We start from the raw sequence: 12,458 nt of genomic DNA on the forward strand, positions 1-12,458 counted from the left end.
GCCCGCGGGGGGGCCCCCCCCCCCCCCCCCGCCCCACCCCCCCCCCCCCCCCCCCCCCCCCCCCCCCCCCCCCCCCCCCCCCCCCCCGCCAACACCTACACCCAACCCACCCCCCCCACGGCGGGTGGGGGGCGGCAGGTGGGGCGGGGGCGGGAGGGGTTCCCTCAGTGCTCGGTGAGCCAGCCGTAGGGGGCGGCGAGCGCGTCGCCCTCGGCGGGGCCCCACGAGCCGGGCTCGTAGGGGTGCAGCTCACCGCGCTGCTGCAGCAGCGGGGTCACCACCCGCCACGCGTCGCGCAGGCCCGCGGAGGTGGTGAACAGCGCCCGGTCGCCGATGAGCACGTCGCGCAGCAGCGCCGCGTACGGCGGCAGCGGCTCGGCGTCGGGCAGCTCGGCCAGGTCCAGCAGCAGCCGGCCCGGCACGAGGTCGTCGGAGACGCCGGGGCGGCGGGCGGTGACGCCCGCCCACACGGTGCCGTTCCCGCTGAGCGTGAACGTGATGGTCTCCGGCTCCTCGGTGCGCGCACCCGCCCCGTGCTGCAGCGCGCTCGGCGGGCGCAGCACCAGGGTCACGTGCTGGTGGGACTCGGCCAGCTTCTTGCCGGTGCGCAGCACGAACGGCACCCCGCGCCAGCGGTCGGTGTCCACCCACACCCGCGCCGCGACGTAGGTGTCGGTGCCGGAGTCGTCGTCCACGTCCTGCAGGTGGCGGTAGCCGCTGGACTGCCCCAGCACCACCTCGGCCGGGTCGATGGGCCGGAAGCACGCCAGCACCGACTCGCGCGCCTCCTGCAGCGCCTCCGGGCTCGGCCCGGCCGGCGGCTCGGCGGCCACCTCGGCGGCCACCTGCAGCAGGTGGGTGACGAGCATGTCCAGCGTGGCGCCGGTGGCGTCGTAGAACTGGGCGCGGTCGTCCACGCCGAGGGTCTCGGGCACGTCGATCTGCACCTGCGCGACGTGCTCGGCGCTCCAGACCTGCTCGAAGAGGCGGTTGGCGAAGCGCAGCACGTGCAGCTGCTGGGTCGCCTCCTTGCCCAGGAAGTGGTCGATGCGGAAGACCTGCTCCTCGGCGAAGACCGACTGCACCAGCTCGTCGAGCTGCTCGAAGGACTCCGGGGAGGTGCCGTAGGGCTTCTCGAAGACCACGCGCGCGCCGTCGGCCAGGCCGTGCGCGGCGATGGCGCGCGTGTAGGCCTCGAACGTCGAGGGCGGCAGCGCCAGGTAGTGCACCACCTGCACCTCCCGGCCCTCCCCGCCGCCCAGCTCCTCGCGGACCCGGCCCAGCACGTCCAGCAGCTCACCGGGGTCGTCGGCGCTGAAGCCGCCGCCGGCGAAGCGCAGCCCGGCGGCCACCTCGTCCAGCACGGGCTGGTCCAGGTCCTTGCCGAACTCCCGCAGGCCGTCGACGACGTGGCGGCGGTAGTCCTCGTCGCTCATCGAGCGCCGGCCGCTGCCGACCAGCGCCCACCGCTCGGGCAGCAGGCCGGCCTTGGCCAGCGCCGCGAACCCCGGCATGACCAGCCGCTTGGCCAGGTCGCCGGTGGCCCCGTACAGCACGAAGGCGGTCGGGGTGCTCCTGTGCGTCTCGCTCACGGTCGCATCCTCACCCACGCCGCGCCGCGCGCCTCGCGCGCCCCCTCAGGACCACGGGTGCTCGGCCCCGTCGCCCGCCCACGCCACGTGGAAGGAGCCCTCGCGGTCCACGCGCTTGTAGGTGTGCGCGCCGAACAGGTCGCGCAGGCCCTGGATCAGCGCCGCCGACGAGCGCGGCCGGCGCAGCCCGTCGTAGTACGCCAGCGCCGAGGCGAAGCCGGGCGCGGGGATGCCGTGCGCCACCGAGTGCTGCACGACGCGCCGCCAGGCCTCCTGCCCGTCGGCCACGGCCTGCGCGAAGTACGGGTCCAGCAGCAGCGAGGGCAGGTCCGGCTGCTTCTCGTACGCCTCGCGGATCCGGTCCAGGAACTTCGCGCGGATGATGCAGCCGCCGCGCCAGATCGTGGCCATCGCGCCGGGGTCCACGCCCCAGCCGTACTCGGCGGAGCCGGCCTTGATCATGTCGAAGCCCTGCGCGTAGGCGACGACCTTGGAGGCGTACAGCGCCGCGCGCACGTCGTCGACGAAGGCGTCGGCGTGGGCCTCCTCGACGAAGGGCGCCTCCTCGGCCGGGCCGGGCAGCACGCCCTGCGCCGCGCCGCGCTGCTCGGCGTGCCCGGACAGGGCGCGGGCGAAGACGGCCTCGGCGATGCCGGAGACGGGGGTGCCCAGGTCCAGGGCGGTCTGCACCGTCCAGCGCCCGGTGCCCTTCTGCTCGGCCTGGTCGAGGATGACGTCGACGAGGGCCACGCCGTCCTGCGTGGGGTCCTCCTTGGCGAGCACCTGGGCGGTGATCTCGATGAGGAAGGACTCCAGGTCCCCGGAGTTCCAGGAGTCGAAGACCTCGGCGAGCTGGGCGGGGGTGCGGCCCAGGCCGTGGCGCAGCAGGTCGTACGCCTCGGCGATGAGCTGCATGTCGGCGTACTCGATGCCGTTGTGGACCATCTTCACGAAGTGGCCCGCGCCGTCGGGGCCGACGTGGGTGGAGCACGGGGTGCCGTCCACCGACACGGCGATGTCGGCGAAGATCGGGCCGAGCTTGGCGTAGGCGTGCTCGGAACCGCCGGGCATGATCGACGGGCCCAGCAGCGCGCCCTCCTCGCCGCCGGAGACGCCGACGCCGGCGAAGTGGATGCCCTTCTCGCGCAGCGCGGCCTCGCGGCGGCGGGTGTCGGCGAAGTGCGCGTTGCCGGCGTCGACGAGGATGTCGCCCTCGCTCAGCAGCGGCGCCAGCTCCTCGATGACGGCGTCGGTGGGCGCACCCGCCTTCACCATGATGATCACGGTGCGGGGGGCCTCCAGGGAGTCCACGAACTCCTGCGCGGAGTACCCCGGCACGAAGGTGCCCTCGTGGCCGAACTCCTCCACCAGCGCCCTCGTGCGCGCGTCGGTGCGGTTGTGCACCGCGGTCGCGTAGCCGTGCCGGGCGATGTTGCGGGCCAGGTTGCGCCCCATCGTCGCCAGGCCCGTCACGCCGATCTGGGCCTTCTGCGGGGCCGCCTGCTGCGTCGTGTCGGTCACCCGCCGGAGTGTTCCACGGAACCCCCGCCCCGCCACAGGTCCCGCGGCCCGCCGCTGTTACGGGCGGGGGAACTCTTCCTCACCGCGCGGCGACGCGGCGGTGAGGCAGCGGTGAGGCAGCGGTGAGGCAGCGGTGCGGGGCGCGCGGGCGGCACCGGCCCGCGCGGCGCGGGCGGCGCGCACCTGCGAGGCTGGGGCCGCACCGTCGAAGCACCGGCGCCCCCACCCCCGCAGCACCGAGGACGAGAGCCCGTGAGCGCCCGCAGCGCCGACCGCCCCACCCCGCCCCGCCGCCCCGGCCGCCGGGCCCTGCCGCCGCCGCGCCGCCTGGCGCAGTTCCCCGCCGGCCTGGCGCTGTGCGCCACCGGCGTGTGGGGCTCGCTGCAGGTGCAGCTCGGCGTGGCCTCCTGGGACGTCCTGCACGCCGGCGTCGCCGAGCGCACCGGCCTGTCCTACGGCACGGTCGTGGCCGGCGTGGGGGCGCTGGCCGTGGTGGTCTCCGCCCTGATGGGGGTGCGCCCGCGCGCGGCCACCCTCGTCAACGTCGTCGCCATCGCCGCGGTGCTGGACGCGCTGCTGGCCTCCTCCTGGCTGGACGGCCTGCCCGGGGCGCCGCTGCCGCTGCGGGTGGCGGTGCTGGTGGTCTCGGTGCTGCTGCTGGGCTTCGGCGGCGCCCTCTACATCGGCGCCGGGCTGGGCAGCGGCCCGCGCGACAGCCTCATGGTGGCCTGCCACCTGCGCGGCTGGCCGGTGGGCCCCTCCCGCGCCGTCATCGAGGTCGCCGTCGTGGCGGTGGGCTGGCTGCTGGGCGGGCCGGTGGGCCTGGGCACCGTCGTGGCGGCCCTGGCGCTGGGCCCGGTCACGCAGGTCTCCTTCCGGGTGCTGCGGCAGTCCCCGGGCGCGGGCGCCTGAGGGGACCGGGCGCACCCCCGGGGACCCGGGGGGACCCCGGTCGCCCTCAGGTGCCGGGGGTGGGCGGCTCGGCGTCCGGGCGGCGGCGTCGCCGGGCCACCGTGCCGTGCAGCGGCAGCCGGCGGATCGAGATCCCGCGGGCCTTGCGGCGGTTGGCCGCCGCGGTGCGCTCGCTGATGAGGATGGCCCGGCGCAGCGCGCGCCCGGGGGGCTCCGGCGCGGCCTCCGCTCGTCGTGGCACGGCCCGCTCTCCCGTCGTCCCCGCGGCGCCCTCCGTGGCGCCGCGTCCTCCAGCCCCCCCGCCGGGGGGCGCGGGGAGAGTCTTGTGTAACCCACCGGCGGCACCGCTGCCAGCGAGGAGGGGGGAACACCACCCGTCGTCCACGCCGTACTCACCCGGTGTGACCACGGCGGGACGGGGACGGGACGGGCGCGGCCCCGGCGTCAGTCCCCGGCGGGCGGGTTCAGCGGCGTCGGCGGGTGCGGCGGGATGCGGTTCGGGCCCGCCTCGGGCGGGCGCGGGCGGTCCAGCGGGTGCAGGCGCACCGCGACCAGCGCCACGTCGTCGTCGTGGTCGCCGGGCACCAGCCGCGCCAGCACCGCGTCGCACAGCGCCTCCAGCCCCAGGTGCGCCAGCTCGGCCACGACGTCCTGCAGCCGCGCCAGCCCGTCCTCCAGCGAGGTGCCGCGCCGCTCCACGAGCCCGTCGGTGTACAGCAGCAGCGTCGAGCCGCGGTCCACCGCGATCGCCGCGTCCGTGCGCCGGGTGCCGGGGTCCACGCCCAGCAGGAGCTGCGGCGGGTGGGCGCTCAGGGCGCTCACCGTCCCGTCGGGGGCCAGCAGCACCGGCGGCAGGTGCCCGGCGCTGGACCAGCGCAGCCGGGTCACGTCGCGCTCGCGCTCGTCGCGGACCTGCTCCAGGCGCGCCACCAGCGCCGTGGCGGTCGTCTCCACCGCCAGGCCCTGCATCGTGGCGTCCAGGCTGGCCAGCACGGTGGCCGGGCCGGTGCCGCTGGAGTACGCGATGCCGCGCAGCAGGCTGCGCACCTGCGCCATCGCCGCGGCGGCCTCCACGTCGTGCCCCATGACGTCGCCGATGACGAGCACCGTCGCCCCGTCCGGGGTGAGGAACGCGTCGTACCAGTCGCCGCCGACCTGCGCGGCCGCCGCCGCGGGCTGGTAGCGCACCGCCACCTGCACGTGGTCCGGTTCCACCGGCGCGGTCAGCAGGCTGCGCTGCAGGCCCTCGGCCATGCGGTGCTGCTGCGTGTACAGGCGCGCGTTGTCCAGCGCCAGGCCGGCGCGGTCGGCGACCTCCAGGGCCGTCAGCAGGTCCTGCGGGGGGATCGGCGCCCGGCGGGCGTCGCGGAAGAGGCTGACCAGCCCGACGGTGCGCCCGCGCGCGCGCAGCGGCAGCATCGCGAACGACTCCGGCGCCAGCCGCCGCAGCAGCTCGCGGGCCGGGCCGGGGGCCAGCACGTCCAGCAGCACCCGCGTGCCGCCGTGCTCGACGGTGACCGGGCGGCCGGTGCGCAGCGCCCGGTGCAGCGGGGCGTGCTCGCCCAGCGCCCCCAGGCGGGCGCGGCGGTACCCCTCGACCACCTCGCGCAGCTCCGCGCGCGCGTGCCAGGAGCCGATGTCGCGCAGCGCGCCGTGCTCGTCGACGAGGGTGACCAGGCACCAGTCGGCCAGCGCCGGCACGAGGTGCTGCGCCAGGCGACCCACGGCCTCCTCGGTGTCCAGCGTGGCGGACAGGTCCTCGCCGACGCGCACCAGCAGCCCCAGCCGTGCGGCCGCCTCCTCGGCGCGGGCGCGGGCCGACTCCGCCTCCTCGCGCGCGGCCTCGGCGTCCTCGCGGGCGCGGCGGCGGGCGGTGATGTCGAGGAAGTACACCGACAGCCCGTCCGGGCCGGGCCAGGCGCGGATCTCGTACCAGCCGTCCAGCGGGGGCGGGTAGTACGCCTCGAAGGACACCGGCTCGCCGGTCCGGACCGCGCGGCGGTACTCCTCGTCGAAGACGGAGCCGGCGGTGGCGGGGAACAGCTCCCACACCACCCCGCCGAGCAGCTCCTCGCGCGGGCGGCCCAGCAGGCGCTCGGCCTCGGCGTTGACGTACGCGAAGCGCCAGTCGGCGTCGAGCAGGTAGAACGCCGCCGACATCGTCTCCAGCACCCGGGCGGTGCGGGCGCCGGCGTCGTGCGCGTCGGTGGTGTCGTAGGCGGCGCCGAGGATGCGCACCGCGCGGCCGGTGCGGTCCGCCAGCGCGCGCCCGCGCGCCCGCACCCAGCGGGTGGTGCCGCCGGGCAGCACCACGCGGTACTCGGCCTCGAAGTCCCCGCAGGTCTGCGCGCACTCGGCCAGCGCCTGGCTCACCCGCGGCAGGTCGTCGGGGTGCAGGCGCTCGTTGAACGCCTCGATGGTGCCGCGGAAGGTGCGGCGGTCGTAGCCGAACAGCTCCACGAGCCGGTCGTCCCAGCTCAGGCGGCCGGTGAGCAGGTCCCAGTCGAAACCGCCCACGCCGCCGGCGGAGATGGCCAGCTGCCAGCGCAGCCGCTCGGCCTCGTGCTCGACGGCCTCGACGGTGAGCTCGAGCTCGTCGCCGTCCTGCGGCGGCACAGGGCTCACCGCGTCACCTCCGCTCGGCTCAGGGCGGGGGACGCCCCGGCCGCCCCCAGGGTAGGCGAGAGCCGGCGGCGCCCGGGCCCGCGCGCGACCCGTCCGGCTCAGCCGGCCAGGACCTGCCAGCCGAGCCGCACCACGAGGACCCCGACGACCGCCAGGAACACCACCCGCACGAAGCGGCTGCCCGCGGAGACGGCGGTGCGCGCGCCCAGGTAGCCGCCCAGCAGGTTCGCGGTGCCCATGAGCAGGCCCAGGCGCCACAGCACCGAGCCGTGCGCGGCGAACACCGCCAGGGCCCCCACGTTGGTGGCCAGGTTCACGATCTTGGCGGTGGCGCTGGCCTGCAGGAACGCGTAGCCGAGCAGCCCCACGAGCGCGAACACCAGGAACGCCCCCGTGCCCGGGCCGGCGATGCCGTCGTAGAAGCCGATGACCGCGCCGGTCAGCGCGGCCACCACGGTGTGCCGGTGCCCGCTGAAGCGCAGCGCGGTCACCCCGCCGAGGTCCGGCTTGAGCAGCGTGTACGCCGCCACGAGCACGAGCGCGACGAGGATCACCGGCGTCAGGACGCCGTCGGGGACGGCGGCCGCGCACAGCGCCCCGCCCGCGGCGCCGGCGGCGGCGACGAGCGCGGTGGGCACCGCGGTGCGCAGGTTCGGGTGGACGCGGCGGTAGTACGTGACCGAGCTGGTGCCGGTGCCCATGGCCCCGGCGAGCTTGTTGGTGGCCAGCGCCTGCACGGGGTCGATGCCGGGCACGAGCAGCAGCGCGGGCAGCTGCACCAGCCCGCCGCCGCCGACGACGGCGTCGATCCACCCGGCGCCGAAGGCGGCCAGGACCAGCAGGGCCAGGGTCAGCGGGCCGAGCGCGGCGAGGGTGTCGGCGCTCACGGGCGGGTCCGCTCGTCGCGGGCGGGGGGTCGGTGCACCGGCCCAGCCTCCCAGGCGCGCCGGGCTCGCCGGTTTCGCCCCGCCGAACGGCGCGCCGCCGGTCCCCCGGGGCGCCGCCGGGCGAGCCGCCGAACACCCGGCGCCCGCGGAGGCGTTGCACCGCAACGGTTCCGGGGACGACCGCGGCCGGGCGCGGGCGGCGGTGCCGGGGATTTCCCGCGGCGGTGCCCGGTGTGCTGCAATGGCCGCGACGAGGGGGAGTAGCCCGCACGTCACCGGTCGACACGCTGGCCCCGCGGGCCCGGTCGGTGAGCCCGCGACGCGGGTGGGCGAGACCTTCGGCACCGTTCACGCCCACGCACCGCCGGCGCGCGCCGGGGTGCCCGTGGCGCGTGCGTGCCGGGCCCCCGCCCCGGCGCGCGGCGCCGGAGAGGACCGACCCGAACCGTGGACCCCGCCGTCGTGCTGGCGAGCTTCCTGCCCGTGCTCCTGCTGGAGCTGCCCGACAAGACGTTCGTGGCGACGCTCGTGCTCGCCACCCGCTACCGGCCGCTGACGGCGTGGGTGGGGGTGGGCCTGGCCTTCGCCGTGCAGAGCGCGATCGCCGTGGCCGCCGGCCGGCTGCTGTCCGCGCTGCCGGACCGCCCCGTGGCCGCCGTGGCCGCCGCGCTGTTCGCCGTGGGCGCGGTCACCCTCTTCCGCGGCGCCGCGAAGGCGCGGCAGGCCGAGGAGGAGGCCCTGCACGAGTACGAGCGCTCGGTGCGCGGCGGCGCGCGCGGCCTGCGGGCGGTGCTGGCGTGCTTCGGCGTCGTCTTCCTCGCCGAGTGGGGCGACCTCTCGCAGCTGTTCACCGCCGGGCTGGCGGCCCGCTACGACGACCCGCTGTCCGTCTTCGCCGGCGCGTGGGCGGCGCTGCTGGTGGTCTCCGCGCTGGCCGCGGCCGTGGGGGCGACGCTGATGCGCAAGCTCAGCGTGGCGACCGTCAGCCGCGTCGGCGGCGTGGTGTGCGCGGCGCTGGCGGTGCTGACCGTGCTGGAGGTGCTGGGCGTCGACCTGCCGGTGTGAGCGCGGGCGCGCCGGGCCGTCACCGCGCCGTCACCGCAGCGCGACCGGCGCGCGACCGGCGCGCCCGGGGGTGCCCGCCGCGCGGGGACAACGGGCCCGTCGAGTGATTGACTGTCAGTCACGCGGCGATGACTGTCCCCACAGGTCGGGCGCGTGACGGACCACGCGCCGCGGAGCAGCCGCGACGCCCGGGCGGCAGGGGGAGGTCGAGGGCGGGTGTTCCACGTGGTCCTCCCGCCCTCTCCGCGGTCGGTGGGCGTGGCCCGCTGGCTCATCTCCGAGTGGTGCGCGCCGTGGGTGAAGAGCTCGCAGGTCTCCGAGGACACCGTCGAGGCGCTGCTGCTGCTCTCCAGCGAGGTCGTCACCAACGCCGTGGTGCACGGCTCGGGGATGGTGCGGGTGGCGCTGAGCCGCCGGGGGGACTCGCTGCGCCTGGAGGTCTCCGACGAGGGCGGCGGCATGCCGCTCATCGGCGCCCAGCGCGAGGACGCCGAGAGCGGCCGCGGCATGGCGATGGTGGAGATGCTCTCCCAGCGCTGGGGCACCGAGCTCGACGAGGGCCCGCTGGGCAAGAAGGTCTGGTTCGAGCTCGCCGACGCCTGAGGACCGGCCCCGGCCGCGGGGCCCCGGCCCTCACCCGCGCGCGACGACCTCGTCCGCGCCCGCCCGCCGCGCCGCCAGGGCCTGCCCCGCGGCCGCCGCGGCCACCAGCACCAGCGCCGGCGCCCACGAGCCCGTCGCCGCGTGCAGCGCCCCGGCCAGCACCGGCCCGGCCGCCGCCAGCAGGTACCCCACGGACTGCGCCATCCCCGACAGCGCCACCGCGCCGGCGGCCCCGTCCGCGCGCGCGGTCGTGGCCGCCAGCGCCAGCACCAGCGCCGCTCCCCCGCCGCCGCCGACGAGCACCACCGCCAGCGGCACCAGGGCGCCCGGCGCGCCCGGCGCGGCCGCCAGCAGCAGCGCCGCACCGCTCAGCTCCGCCAGCGCCGCGCCCACCATCGTGCGGCGGGTGCGCGCCGCGGTGCCCACCAGCGCCGGCACGAGCAGGCTGGCCACCACGCCGGAGGCCTGCAGCAGGGTGAGCTGCCAGCCGGCCAGCGCCGCGCCCAGGCCGGAGCGCTCGCGCAGCAGCGTGGGCAGCCACGACAGCAGGCAGTAGAAGACCAGCGACTGCAGGCCCATGTTCAGCGTCACCGCCCACGCCAGCGGCGAGCGCCACGGCGCGCGCGCCCGGCCGCCGGGGGCGCGCGCACCGCGCCCGGCGCGCGCCAGCGGCGCCCACAGCAGCGCCGCGGCCAGCGCCGGCAGCGCCCACACGGCCAGCGCCGAGCGCCACCCGCCGGGCAGCTGCCCGCTCAGCGGCACCGCCGCGCCCGAGGCGGCCCCGCCGGCGAGCTGCATGAGCACCAGGTAGGCGCTGGTCACCAGCGGCACGCGCGCGGCGAAGCGGGTGCGCACCACCACCGGCAGCAGCACGTTGGCCACGGCGATGGCCACGCCCAGCAGCGCGGTGCCCGCGAACAGCGGCACCGCGCCGGGCACCCGGCGCAGCGCGGCGCCGGCGAGCAGGACCACCAGGGCGAGCACGACGGTGGGCTGCACGCCCAGGCGGCCCGCCGCGCGCGGCACCAGGCCGGAGGCCGCGGCGAAGGCCAGCAGCGGCAGGGAGGTCAGCAGGCCCGCGGCGGTGCTGCCCAGGGCGGTGTCGGCGGAGACCGCGTCGAGCACCGGGCCCACCCCGGTCAGCGGCGCGCGCATCGCGCACGCCGTCAGCAGCACGGCGAGGAGCAGCACGGCCCCGCCGCGGGCGGTGGCCGGTGCGGGGCCCCCCGGGGTGCTCGGGGCGCCCGGGGCGCTCACGCCGCGCGGGCGCGGCGCGAGCCCGAGCGCAGGTAGACCAGGCCCAGCACGGGCAGCACCAGGGGCACGAAGCCGTAGCCGCGCCCGTAGGCGGACCAGACGGTGGAGTCGGGGAAGGCCCGCGCGTCGGCCAGGCTCAGGGTGCCGACGGTGAGCACCCCCAGCAGCTCCACGGTGCACGCGGCCCACGCCGCGCGCCGCCAGCCGGGCCCGGTGCGCGCCAGGCCCAGGGTGGCCAGGACGTACACCGCGCCGGCGAAGGCCGACAGGGCGTACGCCAGCGGCGCCTCGGAGAAGCGGGTGGCGATCTGCACGCTCGCGCGCGAGACGGCGGCGACGGCGAACACCGCGTACAGGGCGACGAGCACGCGCCCCAGGCCGGAGGTGCGCCGCGCGGGCGGCGGGGCCGCGCTCACCGCGTCACCTCGAAGAGCAGGAAGACGCGGTAGGCGATGACGACGACCGCCAGGCACGCCACCAGCAGCACCAGGGTGCTGGGCCGCGAGCGCTCCGCCAGCGTCCAGAACGCCGCGGCGGGCAGCACCAGGGGCGCCACGACCAGGTAGGCGATGGAGGTGGCCAGCTCGAGCGGGCGCGGACCGGCGGCGAGGGTGGCGACCCCGTCGACGACCAGGGCGAGCACCGCGAGCTCCACGACGGCCAGGCCCGCCAGGTGCGCGCGCCCGACGCGGCGGTCGCGGGCGACGGTGACGACCGCCCAGCCGCCCATGACCGCGGCGAGGCCGCAGACGACGGCGACGAGGGTTCCGGACACGGACGACGACTCTACGAGCCCCGCGCCGCGGCCCCGCCGCCGCCGTCGCGCCGCGGGGCCGGCGCGCGGCCCTCAGGGCCGCGCGGCGCCCTCGAGGTCGGTGCACGGGCGCAGGGCGTCCTTGGCGGCCAGGGCCTCCTCGGCGTCGGCGCCCTCCAGCGGCACCGGCACCCCGCCGCGGATGCGGGCCGGGCTCCAGCGGGCCTCGCCGACCCCGCCGCCGCCGGGCAGGGTCAGCCGCAGCACGCCGGTGGCGGTGGTGACGCCCTTCTTGGCGTAGAAGACGAAGTTGCCCAGGCCGTAGTCGACGTAGCCGCGCCGGCCGCCGGCGGCCAGCCAGCCGCCGCCGAGCAGGCGGTGGGCGTGCGAGCCCACGACGGCGTCGGCGCCGGCGGCGACGAGCGCGCCGGCGAGGTCCCGCTGCGCCGGCGAGGGGCACTCCTCCAGCTCCTTGCCCCAGTGCAGCAGCACGACGACGGAGTCGGCGCCGGCGCGGGCGGCGCGCACGGCGCCCAGCAGGCGCTCGCGGCCGGCGTCGTCGCGCACGGCGGCCAGGCCGGGCTGGTCGTCGGTGGCGGTCCAGGCGCCGGCCAGGGAGGTGTCCAGGACCTGGGTGGCGTCCAGGACGGCCAGGCGGTGCCCGCGCACGGTGGTGGTGAAGGGCTGGAAGGCCGCGGCGGCGTCCTCGCCGGCGCCGATGAGCGGCAGGCCCTGCTCGCGCCCGGCGGCCAGGGTGTCGGTCAGGCCCTGGCGGCCGTAGTCCAGGGCGTGGTTGTTGGCCAGGCCGGCGACGTCGACGCCGGCCGCGCGCAGGGCGCCGAGGGCGCGGGCGGGGGCGCGGAAGACGTACTGCTTGGCGGCGGGGGTGCCGCGGTCGGTGATCGCGGTCTCGAGGTTGACGACGGTGACGTCGGCGTCGCCCAGGACGCCGGCGATCGCGTCCAGGCCGCCGGGCTCGGCGGCGGCGGCGCTGGCGCCGGCGAAGTGGACGTCGCCGGCGACGGCCACGGTGACCGGCCCGGGCGCGGCCCGCGGCGGGGGCTCCTCCTCGCCGCCGCAGCCGGCGGCGGCGAGCAGGGCGGTCGCGGTCAGGGCCGCGGCGAGCCGGGGCGGGGTGCGGCGGCGCGCGGTGGCGCGGGTCGGGGGCACGGGCACCGTCCTGTCGGGGTCTGCGGGGCACCGGGTGGACGCCGCGGCGGGCCACGGCGTTGCACGTGGCCC

At 78.1% G+C, this 12,458-nt stretch carries 12 protein-coding genes; 3 read left to right on the top strand and 9 right to left on the bottom strand.

Features of this window, described 5'->3' with window-relative positions:
* Positions 1-164: 164 nt before the first annotated feature.
* Positions 165-1,592 carry a glucose-6-phosphate dehydrogenase gene (locus tag ACRYR7_RS11035; protein ID WP_432572139.1) on the bottom strand — a complete coding sequence of 476 codons (1,428 nt, stop codon included), beginning with the start codon at positions 1,590-1,592 and terminating at the stop codon, positions 165-167.
* A 45-nt stretch (positions 1,593-1,637) separates the two neighbouring features.
* Positions 1,638-3,113: an NADP-dependent phosphogluconate dehydrogenase gene (gndA, locus tag ACRYR7_RS11040; protein ID WP_432572140.1), complete on the bottom strand. Its 1,476-nt coding sequence runs from the start codon at positions 3,111-3,113 to the stop codon at positions 1,638-1,640.
* 252 nt (positions 3,114-3,365) lie between these two features.
* On the opposite strand from gndA, the gene ACRYR7_RS11045 reads away from it, so the two are divergent.
* On the top strand, positions 3,366-4,025 hold the full coding sequence (locus tag ACRYR7_RS11045) for a YczE/YyaS/YitT family protein (protein ID WP_432572141.1): 660 nt from the start codon (positions 3,366-3,368) through the stop codon (positions 4,023-4,025).
* A gap of 46 nt (positions 4,026-4,071) precedes the next feature.
* On the opposite strand, the gene ACRYR7_RS11050 is transcribed toward ACRYR7_RS11045, so the two are convergent.
* From ACRYR7_RS11050 to ACRYR7_RS11060, 3 genes are all read right to left on the bottom strand, one after another.
* On the bottom strand, positions 4,072-4,266 hold the full coding sequence (locus tag ACRYR7_RS11050; RefSeq protein ID WP_432572142.1) for a hypothetical protein: 195 nt from the start codon (positions 4,264-4,266) through the stop codon (positions 4,072-4,074).
* Positions 4,267-4,469: 203 nt separating this feature from the next.
* On the bottom strand, positions 4,470-6,650 hold the full coding sequence (locus tag ACRYR7_RS11055) for a SpoIIE family protein phosphatase (protein WP_432572143.1): 2,181 nt from the start codon (positions 6,648-6,650) through the stop codon (positions 4,470-4,472).
* A 98-nt stretch (positions 6,651-6,748) separates the two neighbouring features.
* Positions 6,749-7,537, bottom strand: coding sequence for a sulfite exporter TauE/SafE family protein (locus ACRYR7_RS11060; RefSeq protein ID WP_432572144.1), 789 nt, complete (start codon positions 7,535-7,537; stop codon positions 6,749-6,751).
* 447 nt (positions 7,538-7,984) lie between these two features.
* On the opposite strand from ACRYR7_RS11060, the gene ACRYR7_RS11065 reads away from it, so the two are divergent.
* Together ACRYR7_RS11065 and ACRYR7_RS11070 are read left to right on the top strand one after the other, a co-directional pair.
* Positions 7,985-8,602, top strand: a complete 618-nt coding sequence (locus tag ACRYR7_RS11065) for a TMEM165/GDT1 family protein (RefSeq protein WP_432572145.1) — start codon at positions 7,985-7,987, stop codon at positions 8,600-8,602.
* A 252-nt stretch (positions 8,603-8,854) separates the two neighbouring features.
* Positions 8,855-9,205, top strand: a complete 351-nt coding sequence (locus ACRYR7_RS11070) for an ATP-binding protein (protein WP_432572165.1) — start codon at positions 8,855-8,857, stop codon at positions 9,203-9,205.
* Between the two features lie 30 nt (positions 9,206-9,235).
* Here the strand turns inward: ACRYR7_RS11070 and ACRYR7_RS11075 are convergent, their stop codons facing one another.
* The 4 genes from ACRYR7_RS11075 to ACRYR7_RS11090 form a co-directional block, all read right to left on the bottom strand.
* Entirely contained in the window at positions 9,236-10,462 is a 1,227-nt protein-coding gene (locus ACRYR7_RS11075; RefSeq protein ID WP_432572146.1) for an MFS transporter, read from the bottom strand.
* Positions 10,459-10,878 carry a hypothetical protein gene (locus ACRYR7_RS11080; RefSeq protein ID WP_432572147.1) on the bottom strand — a complete coding sequence of 140 codons (420 nt, stop codon included), beginning with the start codon at positions 10,876-10,878 and terminating at the stop codon, positions 10,459-10,461. Before ACRYR7_RS11080 ends, ACRYR7_RS11075 begins: the two co-directional genes overlap by 4 nt.
* Positions 10,875-11,237, bottom strand: a complete 363-nt coding sequence (locus ACRYR7_RS11085; RefSeq protein WP_432572148.1) for a hypothetical protein — start codon at positions 11,235-11,237, stop codon at positions 10,875-10,877. The genes ACRYR7_RS11080 and ACRYR7_RS11085 overlap by 4 nt, the downstream gene beginning before the upstream one ends.
* 72 nt (positions 11,238-11,309) lie before the next feature.
* A complete protein-coding gene (locus tag ACRYR7_RS11090) occupies positions 11,310-12,386 on the bottom strand; it encodes a CapA family protein (protein WP_432572149.1) in 1,077 nt (358 codons plus the stop codon).
* Between the last annotated feature and the right edge of the window lie 72 nt (positions 12,387-12,458).

It is taken from the genome of Kineococcus gurbantunggutensis, from assembly GCF_050871925.1.
Classification (GTDB): Bacteria; Actinomycetota; Actinomycetes; order Actinomycetales; family Kineococcaceae; genus Kineococcus.